17 protein-coding genes and 1 pseudogene are annotated in these 16,020 nt (G+C 70.1%); 12 read left to right on the forward strand and 6 right to left on the reverse strand.

The genetic code is table 11. The features are described from left to right. The first annotated feature begins 186 nt into the window (after positions 1–186). On the forward strand, positions 187–2,346 hold the full coding sequence (locus tag ADK66_RS15135; protein ID WP_053655713.1) for a GDSL-type esterase/lipase family protein: 2,160 nt from the start codon (positions 187–189) through the stop codon (positions 2,344–2,346). A 228-nt stretch (positions 2,347–2,574) separates the two neighbouring features. Here the strand turns inward: ADK66_RS15135 and ADK66_RS32295 are convergent. Together ADK66_RS32295 and ADK66_RS15140 are read right to left on the reverse strand one after the other, a co-directional pair. Then, a pseudogene (locus ADK66_RS32295) lies at positions 2,575–2,772 on the reverse strand (IS5/IS1182 family transposase); the annotation flags it as partial. Between the two features lie 313 nt (positions 2,773–3,085). Then, positions 3,086–3,694 (reverse strand): TetR/AcrR family transcriptional regulator, encoded by a 609-nt coding sequence (locus ADK66_RS15140; RefSeq protein ID WP_053655714.1) that lies wholly within the window; start codon positions 3,692–3,694, stop codon positions 3,086–3,088. Between the two features lie 124 nt (positions 3,695–3,818). On the opposite strand from ADK66_RS15140, the gene ADK66_RS15145 reads away from it, so the two are divergent. The 9 genes from ADK66_RS15145 (at position 3,819) to ADK66_RS15185 (ending at position 9,744) form a co-directional block, all read left to right on the forward strand. Beyond that, positions 3,819–4,505, forward strand: a complete 687-nt coding sequence (locus ADK66_RS15145; protein WP_053655715.1) for an SDR family NAD(P)-dependent oxidoreductase — start codon at positions 3,819–3,821, stop codon at positions 4,503–4,505. A gap of 24 nt (positions 4,506–4,529) precedes the next feature. Continuing rightward, on the forward strand, positions 4,530–4,922 hold the full coding sequence (locus ADK66_RS15150; RefSeq protein WP_053655716.1) for an ester cyclase: 393 nt from the start codon (positions 4,530–4,532) through the stop codon (positions 4,920–4,922). 155 nt (positions 4,923–5,077) lie between these two features. Further along, positions 5,078–6,076 carry an RNA polymerase subunit sigma-70 gene (locus ADK66_RS15155; RefSeq protein WP_053655718.1) on the forward strand — a complete coding sequence of 333 codons (999 nt, stop codon included), beginning with the start codon at positions 5,078–5,080 and terminating at the stop codon, positions 6,074–6,076. Between the two features lie 37 nt (positions 6,077–6,113). Then, on the forward strand, positions 6,114–6,569 hold the full coding sequence (locus ADK66_RS15160) for a DUF6069 family protein (protein ID WP_053655720.1): 456 nt from the start codon (positions 6,114–6,116) through the stop codon (positions 6,567–6,569). A gap of 65 nt (positions 6,570–6,634) precedes the next feature. Next, the gene (locus ADK66_RS15165; RefSeq protein WP_053655722.1) at positions 6,635–7,258 is read left to right on the forward strand and encodes a DUF6518 family protein; all 624 of its coding nucleotides are present in this window, start codon (positions 6,635–6,637) and stop codon (positions 7,256–7,258) included. A 146-nt stretch (positions 7,259–7,404) separates the two neighbouring features. Continuing rightward, positions 7,405–7,878, forward strand: a complete 474-nt coding sequence (locus tag ADK66_RS31440; RefSeq protein ID WP_157552516.1) for a hypothetical protein — start codon at positions 7,405–7,407, stop codon at positions 7,876–7,878. Beyond that, a complete protein-coding gene (locus ADK66_RS15175; protein WP_053655726.1) occupies positions 7,875–8,624 on the forward strand; it encodes a hypothetical protein in 750 nt (249 codons plus the stop codon). The genes ADK66_RS31440 and ADK66_RS15175 overlap by 4 nt, the downstream gene beginning before the upstream one ends. Then, positions 8,621–8,938, forward strand: coding sequence for a type VII secretion target (locus ADK66_RS31445; protein WP_157552519.1), 318 nt, complete (start codon positions 8,621–8,623; stop codon positions 8,936–8,938). Before ADK66_RS15175 ends, ADK66_RS31445 begins: the two co-directional genes overlap by 4 nt. 17 nt (positions 8,939–8,955) lie before the next feature. Continuing rightward, entirely contained in the window at positions 8,956–9,744 is a 789-nt protein-coding gene (locus ADK66_RS15185) for a hypothetical protein (RefSeq protein WP_053655728.1), read from the forward strand. A gap of 75 nt (positions 9,745–9,819) precedes the next feature. Here the strand turns inward: ADK66_RS15185 and ADK66_RS15190 are convergent, their stop codons facing one another. Continuing rightward, the gene (locus ADK66_RS15190) at positions 9,820–10,455 is read right to left on the reverse strand and encodes a dihydrofolate reductase family protein (protein ID WP_053655730.1); all 636 of its coding nucleotides are present in this window, start codon (positions 10,453–10,455) and stop codon (positions 9,820–9,822) included. A 171-nt stretch (positions 10,456–10,626) separates the two neighbouring features. On the opposite strand from ADK66_RS15190, the gene ADK66_RS15195 reads away from it, so the two are divergent. After that, positions 10,627–11,118 carry a hypothetical protein gene (locus ADK66_RS15195; protein WP_053655732.1) on the forward strand — a complete coding sequence of 164 codons (492 nt, stop codon included), beginning with the start codon at positions 10,627–10,629 and terminating at the stop codon, positions 11,116–11,118. Positions 11,119–11,201: 83 nt separating this feature from the next. Here the strand turns inward: ADK66_RS15195 and ADK66_RS15200 are convergent, their stop codons facing one another. The 3 genes from ADK66_RS15200 to ADK66_RS15210 all read right to left on the reverse strand — a co-directional run bounded on the left by ADK66_RS15200 (position 11,202) and on the right by ADK66_RS15210 (position 14,839). Next, positions 11,202–13,247, reverse strand: coding sequence for a glycogen debranching N-terminal domain-containing protein (locus ADK66_RS15200; protein WP_053655847.1), 2,046 nt, complete (start codon positions 13,245–13,247; stop codon positions 11,202–11,204). Positions 13,248–13,252: 5 nt separating this feature from the next. Next, positions 13,253–13,624, reverse strand: a complete 372-nt coding sequence (locus tag ADK66_RS15205; protein ID WP_053655734.1) for an SCP2 sterol-binding domain-containing protein — start codon at positions 13,622–13,624, stop codon at positions 13,253–13,255. A 162-nt stretch (positions 13,625–13,786) separates the two neighbouring features. Then, a complete protein-coding gene (locus ADK66_RS15210; RefSeq protein ID WP_053655735.1) occupies positions 13,787–14,839 on the reverse strand; it encodes a collagen binding domain-containing protein in 1,053 nt (350 codons plus the stop codon). Positions 14,840–14,996: 157 nt separating this feature from the next. Between ADK66_RS15210 and ADK66_RS15215 the strand changes: the two genes are divergently transcribed. Then, positions 14,997–16,013 carry an SRPBCC family protein gene (locus ADK66_RS15215; RefSeq protein ID WP_231640041.1) on the forward strand — a complete coding sequence of 339 codons (1,017 nt, stop codon included), beginning with the start codon at positions 14,997–14,999 and terminating at the stop codon, positions 16,011–16,013. Positions 16,014–16,020: the final 7 nt, after the last annotated feature.

The following is a 16,020-nucleotide window of genomic DNA, read 5'->3' on the forward strand; positions in this document are numbered from 1 at the left end:
GCAAACGTCGTAAGGTGCGCCCCTGCACCTTTGGGGGAAACGATGAGACTCAGTCGGTTGGTCGTCGCGATACTCACAGCGGCCGGATGCCTGGTCGGCCCTTCGGCGGCAGCCGCGGCGCCGCCGTCCGCCCCGGCAGCGTCCTCCGCCCCGGCGCCGTCTTCCATAACGCGGCAGCCCGTCCAGGTGGCCGACTCCGACGAGCCCATCATCGGACAATTCAACATGGCCGGTGGGAGTGACGCCCACGGGCGCAAGGGCCTTGAGGTCGCCGACGCGTTGGCCGTGGACATCAACAGCCGGATGCCCAGGCTCGCGTTCCTGACCATCAACGAAGGCTGCCTGGACTGGCTGGATCGGGTGGAAGCGCTCCTGCCGGACACGTACCGGATGCACTTCGACGCGGTCCGCGGCGGCGACGGCGCCGTCGCGACCTGCAAGCACGACTCGCCGTTCGGCAACGCCATCATCTACAAGCAGAGCGTTCTGCCTGATCCGCAGCCGGTGGCGCACGAGCTGCCCGCGGTGGAGGGCCTCGAGAAGCGCGAAATGCTGTGCCTGCGATCCTTCGCCAAGGTATTGGTGGTCTGCACCGCGCACCTCGTCCATTCTGGGGAGAACGTCGAGCAGCGCAAGCGGGAGGCGGCAGAGGTCAAGCGGGTGCTCGCAGCCCACTACGCCGGCTCCACCGTGTTTCTCGCCGGCGACCTCAACGACGTCCCGGGCTCCGCCGTGCTCAGCAACTTCTACCACCGGAACTACCGGTCCGCGGGGAGCGATGCGGCACACGGTACGTTCAAGGAGGCGTTCAGTCCCTGTCGCAACGAAATTAAGCAAACAACGGAAACGGATGACGACCCGGTCACCTATTGTCGGGGCGGCGATACCACCCATAAACGGCTGGGCACCGTCTTCAGCGACAAACTCGACTACGTGTTCGTGCCGCCGTCGGTGACGGTCCACAGCGTTCAACGAATCTGGTCGTCGCACTCCGATCACGCTCAGTTGTGGACCACGGTGAGCATACCGACGGGTTTCGGACCGGTCCTCGATTCGATCATGGTGGTCGGCGACTCAATCAGCCAGGGCCTTGAGGGCGACTACACCTGGCGGTACCGGCTGGCCGAACACCTGAAGGCGGCCGGGCGTGACGTCATCTTCGTCGGGCCCTACCGCGGGACCACCCGGCTGCCGTCGACCCTCCCGGCGAACTTCCCGGACGAGTCGGCACCGCCCTACTTCAACGGCGTCTACCGCAACGGGCTCACCTTCGATAGCGACCACTTCGCCCAATGGGGACGCCAGGCCCACCAAACCAAAAACGACATCCAGGCTCGGGTAAGCCAGTACCAGCCGAAATACCTCCTCGTCGAGCTGGGCTTCAACGACCTGGGCTGGGGTGTGTCCAACCCGGATGGGCTGATCGCCGACATGCGTAGCCTGATCGCCAAAGCCCGAGCCGGCAGGCCCGACGTCCGCATCCTGGTCGCCACAGTCCCGCAACGCACACCGCTGGACGCGCAACCGGATCTGGGCAGCAAGATCAGCGCGTACAACGCCAAGCTGGGCCCCGCTCTGCAGGCGTTGAACACGGCGACCTCTCCGGTGCGGTTGGTGGACATCGCCGCCGGCTACGACGCGTACACCGATGCCTACGACGGTCTGCACCCGAACCCGCAGGGCGAACACAAGATCGCCAAGGGGTTCGCCAACGTGCTGTGGAACCAGTTCCAGCTCGGTGCCGCTTACACCATCCCCTCCGAAAGCATCCCGCAGATGGTGCCCTACTCGCCCACCTCGATGCGGGCCACCGCCACCGCCAACGGCATCGAACTGCAATGGCAGCACTCCTTCGGCGCCAGTGGCTACTGGCTCTATCAACGTGACGCGACCGCCGGTGAAGGCTTCCAACGACTGCCGTTGCCGATCCCCGCCGACTCGTGGAAGGTCAACTGGGTGGTGCCGGGCCACCGCTACGAGTTCCGGGTCGTGGCCATCCGCGGCAACACGACCGCACCCACGGAATCACCGATCGCCTCCGTGACGGTCGCCAACCTGCAGACCGCGGCCGGCCCGCCGAACGTCAACACCACGGCCGGGCCGGGCTACATCGACGTGAGCTGGGACGCCGCGACCGGGCCGTACAGCGACACCGTGCGCGCGTACACCGTGTACTACCTGGACAACTCCCAGCCGGGCTCCGTCGTCTCGTCGATCTCCACCACCGGCCGCTCGATCCGGCTGACCGGCCTGGTCAGCGGCCATTCCTACACCGTGGCCGTGTGCTCGGTGAACGTGGCCGGGGAGGGAGTGCCCTCGGCCGGACCGACCCGCGTAGTCGGCTAGCGCACCGCGGCAGGGCTTCGCCGCCGACGCGGAACATCAGCTCTCCCGCCGTCCCGGCCGGGGCGCGACAAGCGGTAAACGCTCGTCTCCCGGCCGGGGCGGCGACTCGTCCCGGGTGCCTTGTGAGGTCGAGGCGGTGGCGGTGCTCGCCGAACGGGGCGTACGGGTGACAGTGCTCCGGAGTCCGCGCCGAGGCCGGTTGGGCGTCTGGCCGGAGCCGCTGGCCGAGGCAAGCCGGCCGATGCGCCGCATCGCCGCGTTCAGGTCCTCGGCGTGTGCCGCGAGCAGGTCGACCGCTTCCCGGAGGACGTCCTGCCAGGCCGTCGTGTCGCTGACGGCGAGGCCGCAGGCCAGACGGGCGATGGTGTCACCGTTGCAAAGCTGGGCCAGGGCGAGCAGGGCCTGTCGGCCGGCGTCGAGGCGCCATCACCGACCTTCGTGCCGGGCGCGTTCGGCGCGCCGGTCGGCCAGGTGGTTCAGGGCGCGGCTGGACGGCGCGCAGCGCCCGCCGATCTGATCCATCGGCCGGATGGTCGTCCCGTCGGAGACAGCAGCATCCGGGAACTTGCTCGGATCTTGGCGAGTAGCGGAGCGCCCTGGCCCAGCCGAGGACCGGCCCGCCGCCCGGCTAGGCGAACGACGCGCGCGTCGACCGAGGGTGACCGGGCGTGCATACGCGGCGCTGGTGCCGGGGGCGGAGCGTGCCGGGGCTCAGGCGCAGACCGTGCCGGGGCGGGGCTCAGGGGTGCAACGCCAGGGCCCGTAGGGCGATGTCGACCGAGGCCTGGAGGTCCTCGCGGGTCGCGCCGGCCGCGGCGTGGACGGCGTGCCCTTCGCTGAGGGCCATCACGAACCGGGCCAGGGCGCGGGGGTCCACGCCGTCGGGGAGGTCTCCCTCCTTCGCGGCGCGAGCCAATCGCTCGTGCAGCGCGGCTTCGGTGGCGGCGCGGCCGGCGGCCAGGAGCTCGGAGATGCGGGCGTTCTCCGGCGAGCAGGCCAGGCCGCCCTGGATGGAGAGGCAGCCCGCCGGGTGGTCACGGTCGGTGAGGCCGTCGGCGCTGGCGCGCAGGAACGCTTCGATCGAGGCGTACGCGGTGGGCTCGTCGAGCGCGGCGCGGGCGTTTGCCGCCTGGGTGTCGCGGTAGCGGGTGAAGGCGCGCTCGAACAGTTGCTCCTTGTTGCCGAACGTGGCGTACAGGCTGGGTCGGTTGATGCCCATGGCCTTGGTGAGGTCGCTCAGCGACGCGCCCTCGTAGCCGTGCCGCCAGAAGACCTCGGTCGCCCGGTCGAGGACGGTCTCCTCGTCGAAGCCCCGGGGACGTCCGCCCGTCGGTGTCGCAGTGGTCATGGCACCAGTCTACCGCTCGGTACAGATCGTGACCGGGGTCACCAACCGATCAGTACAAAACCCTGTTATGGTTCTCAGCAACCGAGCGGTACAAAACCGGGGCAACGACACGTAGGAGATTCGAATGACCGTCACGCTCATCACCGGTGGCAACAAGGGCATCGGGTTCGAGACCGCCAGACAGCTTCTCGACCTGGGCCACACCGTCTACATCGGCGCACGGGACGTCGAGCGGGGCGAGAAGGCCGCAGCCGAGTTGGGCGCACGGTTCGTGCAACTCGACGTCACCGACGACGAGTCGGTGAACAGCGCGTTGGCGACCATCGGCTCGGCGGAGGGTCGGCTCGACGTCCTCGTGAACAACGCGGGCATCCTCGGCGACGGTCCCATCGACGGTCCGAAAGCCCTGCGGGTGTTCGACACCAACGCGGTGGGGATCGTCCGCGTCACCGAGGCGGCGCTGCCCCTGCTGCGACAGTCGTCCAACCCGACGGTGGTCACCGTTTCCAGCAGCATGGGGTCCTTCTGGGCGGTCACCAACCCCGAACGGCCCGAGTACAACCTTCCGGCGGCGCTCTACGCGGCGTCCAAGTCGGCGGCCACCATGCTGACGATCCAGTACGCCAAGGCCAACCCGGGCATCACGTTCAACGCGATCGAGCCCGGCCCCACCGCCACCGACATGACCGCCGCCCTCGGAATCGGACGCCCGCCAGCGGAGAGCGCCAGGACCGTCGTACGCCTGGCCACCCTCGGCCCCGACGGCCCGAGCGGAACCTTCACCGACGAGTTCGGCCCCTTGAACTGGTGACACGGAGAAACAGGAGAAAATCTGATGACTGACAACAACCTGCGTGACTGGTACCTGCGCTACGTCGCCGACCTCAACGCCCACAAGTTCGACGGCATGGACGAGTTCATCAACGACACGGTGATGCTCAACGGCGAGCCCGGCACCCGGGACGACGTCCTCGCCGTACAGAAGCACGACGTCGACGCCGTTCCGGACCTGCGCTGGGAGGTCAAGGAACTGCTGTTCGACCGCGACCGCATCGCCGTACGCGCGATCAACACCGGCACCCCGGTGAAGGAGTGGCTCGGTGTGCCGCCGTCCGGCAAGTCGTTCGAGATCGTCGAGTACGCCATCTACAAGGTCAGCGACGGACGGTTCGTCCAGATGACGGCCCTGCACGATTCGGCCGAGATGCTTCGGCAACTCACCGCCTGACAGCACGGATCCCTGGTTGCCGCGTCCGCTCGCTCCACCGAGCGGACGCGGCAGGACCGCGTCCGCCACCCCGGGCCGGCCGGCACGGTGATGAGTTGTCCCGCCCGCACCCGTCATACCTATGTCAGGACACGACGAGGCGGAAGGATGACGCGATGAGTACGGACACGCGGCTGAAGGAGCGGGGCGTGGGCGATCTGAGCGAGGTCGACGAGTCGACGTTCACGGGGCTGGCGCAGCGGCACCGGCGGGAGCTGCACGTGCACTGCTACCGGATGCTCGGGTCCTTCGAGGACGCCGAGGACGCCGTGCAGGAGACGTTCCTGCGCGCCTGGCGGCGGCGGGAGACCTTCCAGGGGCGGTCCACGTTCCGGGCCTGGCTGTATCGCATCGCCACCAACGCCTGCCTGGACCTGCTCGCCAAGTGCCGCCCGAAGCCCGCCATCGGCGGTGAGGTGCTGTGGTTGCAGCCCTACCCGGACCGGCTGCTCGACGAGCTGCCCGCAGGCGACGCGGACGCGCCGGAAACCATTGCCGTCGCGCGGGAGACGATCGAGCTGGCGTACCTGGTCGCCGTCCAGCACCTCGCGCCGCGCCCGCGCGCCGTGCTGATCCTGCGCGACGTCCTCGGCTGGCCGGCGAAGGACGTCGCGGAGCTGCTCGGGGACTCCGTCAACTCCGTCAACAGCGCCTTGCAGCGCGCCCGCGTCGGCATGCGGGAGCACCTGCCCGCCGAGCGGCAGGACTGGACCGGCGACCAGCAGGACGCCCGGACCCGCGAGCTGGTACGCCGCTTCACCGACGCCAGCGTGGCCACCGACGTGCCGGCGCTCGCTGCGATGCTGCGCGACGACGTCCGCTCCTCGATGCCTCCAACCCCCGGCGTGTACGTGGGACGCGACGCGGTCGTGGCCAGCTGGATCGAGGACGGCTTCGACGGCATGACGGGCCTGCGCGGCATCCCCACCACAGTGAACCGGCAACCCGCCGTCGCCTTCTACCACTGGCAGCAGCAGGAGAACGCGTACCTGCCCCTGACGATCGACGTTCTGCGCGTCACCGGCGGCGAGATCACCGAGATCACCATCTTCCACGACGACCAGTTCCCCCGCCTCGGGCTGCCCGAGCGCCTGCCGGCGGGCAGCGCGCAGTAGTCCCGGCGTACGCCCCGACACCGAGTGGAGGAACGACATGAGCAGCACCAATGGCACCGGGATCGTCGCGGATCGGACATCGGGCCGGACCGGGCGTACCCATCGATATCGCAGCCTGGTCGGCGTTGGCCTCCTTGCCGCGCTCGTCGCGGTGGTCGCCACCACCCTCGCCGCCGCTCTCGCCCGGGCCGCCGGTGTCGACTTCGAGATCCCCGACGGTGGCGAGAAGATCCCGTTGGGCGGGTTCGCCTTCGTGACCGGCGTCTTCTCGGTCGTGGGCGTCGTCATCGCCGTCGCGTTTCTCCGCTGGAGCGCCCGCCCAGCCGGCCGGTTCGTGTGGACGACGGTGGCGCTGACCGCTATCTCGATGGTTCCGCCCCTGCTCTCCGGGGCCGACGCCGCCACCGTCGCCGCCCTGCTCGCGCTGCACCTCGTCCCTGCGGCGGTGATGATCCCCACCCTGGCGCGGAGCCTCCGCGCCCGGACCGGCTGACGATCCGGCGGCCGGGGCGAGGGGGCGCCGAACCGGTCCGGGCATACTCGGTATGCTCTGCCGCTATGCGACCTGGTGATCGGACGGTGGCGCTCGCCTCCGTGGTGGGCGGACTGCTGCTCGGCTTCCTGGACTTCTGCTGGATCAAGTGGCTGCCGTTCCCCATCGCCGAACTCGGCAACTCAACAGCGACCTGGGCGGTTGCCGCCTTCCTCTTCGGTTACTGGGTGCGGTCCGGGTGGCTCCGCGCCGCCCTCGGCGCCACCGTCCTGCTCGTCGTCGCCGTACCCAGCTACTACCTCGCGGCGGCCCTTCTGCAAGGCGACGACCTCGCGGTGCTCTGGGCGCCGACGTCGCTGGTCTGGATGTTCTTCGGCGTGCTCGCCGGGGTGGTCTTCGGTACCGCGGGCACCTGGGCGCGGGGCACGGGCTGGCGGCAGATCGTCGGTGTCGCGCTGCCGGCAGCCGTCTTCTTCGAGGAGGCGGCCCGGTTCGCCGGCAAGGCGACCGACCCCGGCTACTCCTCCGGCGCCTGGTGGAACGTCGCCATCGACCTCGCGCTGGGCGTGCTGATCGTCGTGCTCACCGGCCGGTCCCATCGTCAGCGGGCGCTCGCCGTCGCGGTGGCCATACCACTGGCCGCCGCGATCCTGGTGACCTTCGCGCTGGCCGGCGGCGCCCTCTCGTAGGACGTGCATCCCGCTTGTCCGCCGTCGATCCTGCAGGCTGGACGCGCTGTCGAAGGCCGTGTTTCACCTGCGGCGGCTACTTGTTGTCCATCGGTGACCTTGGCTGGGCCTGACGGTTGCGACGCGAGCCGATACGCTCGCTGACCATGAGTGAAGGACTGACCGGCCCTCGCGGGCGGGACACGGGTCCGGTGTGGGGGATCGTCGCCGCGTTCTGCGTCGCGCCCGCCCTCGTCGTGTGGCTCGGGTCGGCCGACGCGGCGGACCAGGCGGTGTTCGGCCGGGCGGCGTCAGTGACGGTGCTGCTCATCGCGCTGGCGCTGACGGCGGTCGGCGCGGTGGTGTCGGTGGTCGTCTGGTACGGGGCGCGGCAGTGGTCGCGCGGTCGCCGGTGGGCCATCGCCGGGCCGCTTCTCGCATTCGCGCTCCTCGTCGTCGTGCTCGGGATCGGCTGCCTGGCAACGTCGGAGGCGAGCACCGACGTTCTCCTGGGCGTACTGCTGGTGGTGGGTGCGGTGGCCATGGCGGCGGTGGCCCGGCAGGTGGTCCGGGTCCGCGCCACCGCCGGCGGTGACCGGTTGCGGGAGCGGTTCGAGCAGCTACGGGAGGATCGTTCGTGACCGACGACATCGTCCGGTCTTTGCAGGAACTGCGAAGCTACGCCCTCGGCCTCCAGGGCATCCTGAGCGAAGCTCAGGCGAGCATGCCGGAGCAGGTGGTGGCAACCGATGCCACCGGCGCCGTTCAGGTGGTGCTGGGCCCCGACGGATCGCCGGAATCCATCGCCGTGGAGTCGGGCTGGCGGCGGCGACTTGCCGCAGAGCAGTTGACGGCGGCGGTGCTGGAGGCCTGTGAGGCTGCTGCCGTCGAGCGGATGGCCGCGGTCTCCGAGGCGCTGCCCGACGACGCGGCAGACCCACGAGCCGACCAACCGGGGGAGCGTCCTGCCGAGACCGCCGATCCACTGCCCGCCGCAATGCGGGCGCAGGTGGACCGCGCGCAGCCCCGCCCGCTCGACGAACTTGTCGAGGACGTGCTGCGTGCTGCCGACAACATCGACGAGTACGCTGCCCTGTCGCCGATCGCCGCCACCGGCACCGGCACCGACGCATCGGGCCAGATAGTCGTCACCGTCTCAGCGGCCGGTCTGCTGTCGTGCGATGCGGAGCCGTACTGGCTGGAAACGCAGGGCGGCGCCGACCTGACCGCCGCGCTGACCGAGGCCGTCGCAGCTGCTCGCGCCGATCTGGCGGACGCGACCCGCCAGGCAGCCGGCGCCAACGAACTGGATCAGCTGTTCGCCGAAACCCTGGCAACCCTCAATGACCTGCAACGATCGGCGCAATCCGCGAAGGACCAGACATGACTCCGCCCCCCAGCAAGAAGGACGTCGAGGTCGCCACCGACACGCTGCGCACCGAGGCGGGCATGTGGCTGCGGCACAGCGACACGATGGCTGCCATCACCAGCAGGGCCGAAGGGCTGCGGATGACCACACTGGAGGCGGGCCTCTTCCAGCTCCTCGTGAAGCCGTATGACGAGGCGGCCGATCAAATCACCTCCCGTTGCCGGGAGGGCCGGCAGCGGATGACCGAGATCGCCACCACGCTGCGCAAGGTCGCCGACACCTACGACGCCGAAGACGCCAGCAACGCCCACGAGCTCAACAACCTTTACTGACCTGGGGATCGATCCGGATGTCATTCACCCTTGCCCAGTACGAAGCCACAATGGACAAGCTCTCGTCCAAGATGACGGACCTCTCGGACAAGCTCGACAAGGTCGATCCGACGGTCCGCCGGGCCGTCGATAGGTGGTTCATCACCCAGGGCATCGCCGATCGCCTGATCTGGGTGGGCAACAAGCTCCTCGAACTCGGCTCGGCGATCCTGGACAAGATCGCTGAACTGCTCAAGGGCGCTGCCGCCCCGGTGACGTTCTTCTTCACCGCATCGGAGTGGCAGGGTGTGCGCGGTCTTGCCACCGACGTGTCCGGCGAACTCAAGCCGGAACAACTCGGCGTGGCGCGCGTGTGGCACGGCCAGGCCGCCGACGCCTACATCAAGCAGATCAAGCCCCAGTCGGACGCCGCAGCCCGGATCGGGGTCATCGCCGACAAGACCGCCACCGCCCTGAACACCTGCGCGGTGGCGGGCCTTGCCTTCTACGTGGCGCTCGCCGTAATCCTGACCAAGTTCATCATCGCGACAATCGCCGCGCTGGCAGCCCTCGGCAGCGTGGTCTTCTCCTGGGCCGGTGCCGCCCTCATCGTCGAGGAAGCCGCAGTCAACACCGGCATGATCATCGCGGCGGTCAGCACTCTGACGGCGGTGCTGGGCGCGCAGGCCAGCCAGATGGTGGCGCTGCACGGGGAAGCGATCGACGCCAGCGCCTTCCCCGGCGGCAACTGGCCGGACGCCGCCCCGGGGCACTTCAGCGACGCCACCGTCACCGACGGCGACGCCGACTGGTCCCTGCAGTCCTGACCGTCCCTGCAGTCCTGACCGCGGCTCGGCGCTGACCAGGCGTCAGCGCTGACCGCGGCTCAGCGCTGGCTGCGATCAGCTCCGACCACGGTCGGGTGCGCTCATGTCGCCGGTGCCGGGAGCGCCTTCGGCGAGCCCGTAGCGCAGGTAGACGGTGCCCGTCGGGCTGGCCACCGGCGGGTCGAGGAGGGTGAGGTTTGTGGGCACCTCGCCACCGTCGAACACCTTCTTGCCGACGCCCAGCACGATCGGGTGCACCCAGAGGTCGAGCCTGTCGAAGAGCTTCTCGCGCAGGAGGGTCTGTACCAGGTTGAGGCTCCCGACGACCTTCACGTGCTCGTGCCGGTCCCGGATCTCGCGCACCGCGCCGGCCAGGTCCGGGCCCAGCTGCGTGGACCCCGCCCAGGACAGATCCGGCTCGCCACGGGACGCCACATATTTCGGGACACTGTTGAAGAGCGTGGCGATGGCGTTGTCCTGCCCACCCTCCTGGTGGGGCCAGTACGCGGCGAAGATGTCGTACGTGCGTCGGCCGAGCAGGAGGGCGTCGGTGCCCTCGTACGCGTCGTAGACCTGCGCACCGGCGACGTCGTCCAGCAGGGGCGCCTGCCAGCCGCCGAACGGGAACCCCTCCGGGTCCTCCTCTGGGCCGCCGGGCGCCTGCCCGACGAGGTCGAGAGTTGCGAACAGCTCGATGTGGATGTGGCCCATGCCCTGCCCCCGCTCGGTTGGTCTCCTCGGTCCGGAGCGTAGACCCGCGCACCGACAGAGGAGGGCCGCTCGCCATCCTCAGCCGTACGAGAACGGCACGTCCGTCGTGATTGGGCGGTGCCCCTGCAACCAAATTGATCATCATCGGAACATCGGTTATCGTGCCCGTCCGTGAAGTCCTCTCGATTTGCCTCCGCCGTGTTGATCCTCGCCGCCGCAACGGCTCTCGCCGCCTGTGGTGACGGAGATGCGGCGACGAACGCCGCGTCCACCGCCCCCACGTCCGCAGCCCCGAGCGCGGCAGCTACCTCCACCGCCCCCTCGCCCGCCGCACCCGCCATGAGCGACAAGGAGATCTGCGAGTCGGCGCAGAAGGCCAGCGACGAGATGAAGGCGGAACTGCTGAAGATCGTCTCGGCCGGTGAGCCGTCGGCGGCCGACTACAAGAAGATCCTCGCGGGGCTGGAGGAGAGGGTGACCAGCCTGGCCACGGCCGGCGGCGACAGCAAGCTGGCCACTGCCCTGAAGACGTTCGGCGCCGAGGCGGCAAAGGCCGCGGCGGCAGCGGACCCGGCCACCGCCGCCGACAACCCGGCCTTCGAGAAGGCCGGCACGGACATCACCACCGCGTGCAAGGCCGCCGGCGTCACATTCGTTCTCTGACCAGTCGCAGCTCTGACGCCGGCCGGCGTGGCGCACCTGCCCACGCTGGCCGGCGTCCCCGTCGCCAGAGGCACCACGCGCCCTCAGCTGGACCGTTCGGGACGCTGGCGGGCGAAGGCGTCCACCCTGCCCCAACGGCCCGGGATATCCAGCAGCGCGATCCGGCCGAACGCCGACGGCAGCGCCGGATCGACGGCGAGATGGTTCTCGTGCGGTTCGATGCCGAGCATCGTTCGGATGAGCAGCATGGACGCGCCACTGGACCACGCCTGCGGGCTGCCGGCCGTCGGGTACCGGACCGGGTAGCGGGTGGTGCAACGGTCGAACCCGCTGAACGCCTCCGGCAGCCGCCCCTGAAAGTAGGTCGCTGCCGACAGGATCCCCTCGGCGATGCGCCCCGCCTCGCTGCGGAACCCGTACCGGCGCAGGCCCCACGCGATGAACGAATTGTCGAACGGCCACACAGTGCCGTTGTGGTAGCCCAACGGGTTGTAGCGGCCCTGCCCCTCGGCGAAGGTGCGCACGCCCCAGCCGGAGAACAGCGCGGGACCCATCAGGTGCTCGACCACCTTCGGAGCGCGCTCCGGCGGCACGATGCCACTCCACAGCAGATGCCCGATGTTCGACGACAGGCTGTCCACCGGCGTCCCGTCACCGTCGAGCGCCAGCGCGTAGTAACCCCGGTCGTCGAGCCAGAAGTCCCTGTTGAAGCGGTCGTACAGGGCCGCCGCCTCGCGCTCCAACCGGTCGGCGAAGTCAGGATCACCCCAGACGGTACGCGCCAGCCGCGCGCCGCGGATCTTGGCGTCGTAGGCGTACCCCTGGGTTTCGCATGTCGCCCTCGGGAAACCCGGCAGCCTCCCGTCGGCGAAGGAGATGCTGTCCCAGGAGTCCTTCCAGCACTGGTTCTCCAAACCGGTGGCACGGTTGCGCCGCTCGTACCAGATGTAGCCGGTCCCGTTCAGGTCCGCATACGTGTCGATCCACTCCAGAGCCGCGCGGGCCTCCTGCTCCAACTCGATCACCAGAGCCCGGTCGCCGCTCCACATCTCGTACTCGTCGAGCAGAACCACGAACAGCGGTGAGGCGTCCACGGTGCCGTAGTAGGGGGAGTGCGGCTGCTCCTCGAACGCCGCCGACTCCCCGTAGCGCAACTCGTGCAGGATCCGACCGGGATCCTCCTCCAGGACGTCGTCGGTGCGGGCGCCCTGTAGCGAGGCGAGGATCCGCAGCGTCGGCGGGGTCAACGACGGCGTGACGGCCAGTGTCTGAAGACAGGTCAGCAGGCTGTCGCGCCCGAACAGGGTCATGAACCAGGGCAACCCGGCCGCGGGTACGGCGGCGCCGCTGAGCGAGAGCGGCGCGAAGCGCAGCGCCGCCAGGTCCACGAGGCTGCGCTCGTACACCTGTTGGAGCGGGACGTTGTCGGTGTCCAGTGTCGGGGCCTGCGCAACCCACTCCCGCACGCTCTCGGGCAGTGTGGACTCGTGAGGTCGGAGCGCCCGCACGGCGTCCCGCAGATCGACACCGTCCGGGCGGAGCGCCCGCATCACCACCTGCAACCGGGTCGACCACTGCTCCCCGGGCCGCAGCCGCGACGTGAACCGCAGCCCCTGCGGGTCGAACGTGGCCGGCTCACTGGCCGTCACCGAAACCTCGCGGCGGAACGTGCCACGGCGGTAGCCCAGCCGCAACTCGGTCGGCTCGATCTCGGTGTAGTGACTGCCGACCTTGTCGTGCGTGTCGAACTTGATCTCGAAGATGTCGGCGAAGTCGGCAGCCACCTCAAGTCGTACGTCCAGGTCGAGGTCCTCATCGCCGTAATTGAAGATCGTCAGCGACTCGATCAGGTCCGGGCCGATCCAGCGCCGCCGGATCGCCGACACGTCGGCCTGCACGTAGTCGACAGCCCCACCCGGCACCACGAAGAACGTGGCCTCGTAGTACTTGCTGTCGTCCACCGACAACGCGTTCAGGCGTTCCCCATTGACGGTCAGCACCCAGCGGGACAGGAAGCGCGTGTCGGCGGTGAACAGCCCCACCGGCGCGCTCGACGACGACTCCACGTCACCGCTGGCGTCCGAGACGATGAAGGTGCTGCCGTCGAGGCATGACACGGTGCCCGGGATGTCCCTCATCCGGTTCCGCTCGTCGGCTCGGCGGCGGCACCTCGCCGTACCTCGGTCTGCGACGGAAACAGCCGACCGACCCGCAACGCCAGAGCCAGATCACCGTCGACCAGGATCTCGCCACGGGTGATCGCCGCCAAGCCGTTCATCTGGCCCAGCGCCATCGACTCCGCCACCTGCGCGGACACCCGGATGACAGTCCCGGCGGGGCCGTCGTCCCGCGTCACCCGCAGACGGCCGTGGTCGATGGCCAGCAGCCACCGCTGCACCTGGTCACCGTCGCGGATGTCGAACCGGACGCTACCCCGGACCTTGTCGAACCGTGGATCATGGTCGGTAGCCGCCAAGCGTTCGAAGAAGGCACTGGTCGCCGACATCCGACCTCCGCGGGCGCTGGTAGGAGCACCCGTCGGCTACCCGCTGTGCGCGCCCACTAACCTCGGGCGTCCCGCCACCCCGCCCGGACGGCCACCTGAACGCGGATCTCCATGCCGGTCGGCAGGTCGACGTTGACGCGCTCGGCCGCGGGACCTTTCGGATCAGCCCAGGTCGAAGTCGACCACGACGGGTGCCCGTCCGACACGCACGGGGGTCGCGGCGTCGAAGCCGGCGGCGTCGCGGTGCCACTCCGGCAGCCGGTACGAGCAGTCGCACCGCAGCTTCACCCGCTGCCCCGGAAGCAGACGCAGCATGTACGGGCTACCGGCGTCCGCCACACCGACCAGGTCACCGGTGACCGTGTTGAAGGCCACCACCTGGGCGTAGGTGGCCAACTCGTCGACCAGGACGACTCCGCTGACCACAGTCCCGGCGGTGAGCGCCTGATCCGCCGTCACCGTCCGGTCGCTGCGCACCCGCACCGGCCGGGCCTGCAGGCGGTTGGCCACGCCGCCGGACCACTGGATGGCCCGCCCGGTCGCGGCGAACTGCAACGGCCAGTGGTACGGCCCGAGACCGGTCATTGTGTAGCGGCCCTGCTCGTCGGTGAGGACGCCGTTCTCGCCGTACTTGGGGTGCGGAAGAAATGGCACCACAAGCACGCTGGCACCGCGGATCGGCTGGCCGGTGGCCGCGTCGGTCACCACGCCGACGATCGTGCCCGGCGGGTCGAGGCGTACCTCTGGCGCCCTGGTCACCGCGCCTCCGCGCACCCGGATCACCTGGGCGCGCTCCCGCTCGCCGGTGCCGCCGTGTCGCCCCACCCACTGCGAGCCGTGCCGGGCGGTGTCGGACGGCCGCACCAGGAGGCGGTAGCGGCCGGGCGTCACCCCGTCGACGCTCAGATTGCCCTGCTCGTCGGTGCAGCCGGCGTGGCGGCCGGACTGTTCCTCGTCGAGCATGACCGACGTCAGCGCCACCAGGTCGACGGGAACGAGTGCGGCACAGGCCCGGGGGACCGGCGCTCCGGTGCGGGCGTCCCGGACCACGCTCCGTACACCGCCGAGCGCGGCGGTTTTCGACGTCGTGGCCGCTGTGGCGGACGCCGCCGGCAGCGGGGGAACGGCGTGGGCGCCGGGCGGTGCGATGGCCTCGACGGCGAGGAGGGCGAGGGTGGAGGCGATGGCGATCAGACGGACCGAGGCACGGCTCATGACGGAGTCCCTTCCGGAGCGTGGCGGCAGCCCGACCGTAGCGACCCAGCCCCGATACGTGCGTGTCGTGTCGCCAAGGTGACGTCAAGACGCCCATGCCGGGAGACGTTCTGGGCAGAAACGGACACCGAAGGTGGGACTACGGCATAGCGTCACGGTGGCGGAACCACCGCCGCGCCGCCGCGCCGACGGCGGGCACGCCGAGCGGAGAGGACCGGACGTGGACCATGTCGACGGGGTACGCCTACCGGAGCTGGACGGGGCCCCACCGAAGAATGCCCTGCCGCGTACCCTCGGCTGGCTGAGCCTCGCCCTCGGCGTCGGCGCGCTGGCCGAACCCACGCCGCTTGCCCGCCTCACCGGGGTCGACGACTCCCCGGCGGCGGTGGCGGTCATCCGGGCCGTCGGCGCGCGGGAACTCTCGCACGGCGCGGCCCTCGTCGCCGGCCGCCACCCCGGCGGCTGGGTGTGGACCCGGGTGCTCGGCGACGCCATGGACCTCACGCTGCTCGGCCGGGCACTGGCGCACCGACGCGGCGAGCGACGCAGGCGGCTCGCGCTGACCACCGCCGTGATCGCCGGCATCACCGCCGTCGACCTCGCCGTCGCCGTCGCCGCGACACGTGCCCGCCGCGCCCGCGACCGCATGATCCGGATCAGTCTCGGCGTCACCGTCAACCGCTCGCCCGCCGACGCGTACCGCTTCTGGCGCGACCTGGAGAACCTGCCCCGCTTCATGGCCCACCTCGAGTCCGTGCGGGCCGACGACCTGCGCCGCTCGCACTGGATCGCCCGCGGGCCCGCCGGCCGGCACATCGAGTGGGACGCCGAAATCATCGACGACCAGCCGAACAGGTCCGTGGCCTGGCGGTCGCTGCCCGGCGCCCAGGTGCCCAACGCCGGTCGCGTCCGCTTCCTGCCCGCGCCGGGCGACAGGGGCACCGAGGTACGCGTGCAACTCGCCTACGCGCCTCCCGCCGGGTCGCTGGGTCGGGCCGTGGCGAAGCTGTTCGGCGAGGAACCCGAGCAGCAGGTCCGCGACGACCTACGCCGGTTCAAGCAGATGCTGGAGGCGGGCGAGGTGGTCCGCTCCGACGGCAGCCCCAACGGCATCTCCGTGCGCCAACAGGTCATGCAGCGCCCGGCCCAACCGCTGCCCGACACCCGCCGCTGACCGCGAC

It is taken from the genome of Micromonospora sp. NRRL B-16802, from assembly GCF_001279555.1.
Classification (GTDB): Bacteria; Actinomycetota; Actinomycetes; order Mycobacteriales; family Micromonosporaceae; genus Micromonospora; species Micromonospora profundi.

Excerpts from the sequence above, each read along its gene's own strand:
- ADK66_RS15140 (WP_053655714.1), bottom strand. The coding sequence starts at position 3,694 with ATGACCACTGCGACACCGACGGGCGGACGTCCCCGGGGCTTCGACGAG.
- ADK66_RS15145 (WP_053655715.1), top strand. The coding sequence starts at position 3,819 with ATGACCGTCACGCTCATCACCGGTGGCAACAAGGGCATCGGGTTCGAG.
- ADK66_RS15150 (WP_053655716.1), top strand. The coding sequence starts at position 4,530 with ATGACTGACAACAACCTGCGTGACTGGTACCTGCGCTACGTCGCCGAC.
- ADK66_RS15155 (WP_053655718.1), top strand. The coding sequence starts at position 5,078 with ATGAGTACGGACACGCGGCTGAAGGAGCGGGGCGTGGGCGATCTGAGC.
- ADK66_RS15160 (WP_053655720.1), top strand. The coding sequence starts at position 6,114 with ATGAGCAGCACCAATGGCACCGGGATCGTCGCGGATCGGACATCGGGC.
- ADK66_RS15165 (WP_053655722.1), top strand. The coding sequence starts at position 6,635 with ATGCGACCTGGTGATCGGACGGTGGCGCTCGCCTCCGTGGTGGGCGGA.
- ADK66_RS31440 (WP_157552516.1), top strand. The coding sequence starts at position 7,405 with ATGAGTGAAGGACTGACCGGCCCTCGCGGGCGGGACACGGGTCCGGTG.
- ADK66_RS31445 (WP_157552519.1), top strand. The coding sequence starts at position 8,621 with ATGACTCCGCCCCCCAGCAAGAAGGACGTCGAGGTCGCCACCGACACG.
- ADK66_RS15185 (WP_053655728.1), top strand. The coding sequence starts at position 8,956 with ATGTCATTCACCCTTGCCCAGTACGAAGCCACAATGGACAAGCTCTCG.
- ADK66_RS15190 (WP_053655730.1), bottom strand. The coding sequence starts at position 10,455 with ATGGGCCACATCCACATCGAGCTGTTCGCAACTCTCGACCTCGTCGGG.
- ADK66_RS15205 (WP_053655734.1), bottom strand. The coding sequence starts at position 13,624 with ATGTCGGCGACCAGTGCCTTCTTCGAACGCTTGGCGGCTACCGACCAT.
- ADK66_RS15210 (WP_053655735.1), bottom strand. The coding sequence starts at position 14,839 with ATGAGCCGTGCCTCGGTCCGTCTGATCGCCATCGCCTCCACCCTCGCC.